Here is a 270-nt window from a genome sequence, read left to right on the forward strand (position 1 = left end):
ATATTGTTGTTGCTATTGATATCTTTGCTATCAATATCGCTCAAACGGCTCCTTACTTATCTGTCCGTAACTCTTCATCAATAAAAGAGGTTTGCTCTTCTTCACTCAGTTTTTCGGGAGTATCAACATTTTTGTCATCGTTTAGATTTTTTTCGATTTGTTGATTATCGGCCTGCTCTGCTGCTTTTTTGATGTCTGAAGTATCGTTGTTAGTATTACTCATGGTGCAATTCCTATTATTATTTTTTAGTGAACCAATATTCATCTATG

1 protein-coding gene is annotated in these 270 nt (G+C 34.1%); it reads right to left on the minus strand.

All coding sequences use genetic code 11. The annotated features are described in order from the left end of the window. Positions 1–52 precede the first annotated feature (52 nt). Complete coding sequence (locus tag AAEZ03_RS27475; protein WP_167514313.1) at positions 53–223, minus strand: hypothetical protein; 171 nt, start codon at positions 221–223, stop codon at positions 53–55. Positions 224–270 lie beyond the last annotated feature (47 nt).

The sequence above is a fragment of the Pseudomonas sp. HY2-MNA-CIBAN-0224 genome (assembly GCF_040310285.1).
GTDB lineage: Bacteria > Pseudomonadota > Gammaproteobacteria > Pseudomonadales > Pseudomonadaceae > Aquipseudomonas > Aquipseudomonas helleri.

Coding starts and splice junctions, on each gene's coding strand:
- AAEZ03_RS27475 (WP_167514313.1), bottom strand. CDS start 223: ATGAGTAATACTAACAACGATACTTCAGACATCAAAAAAGCAGCAGAG.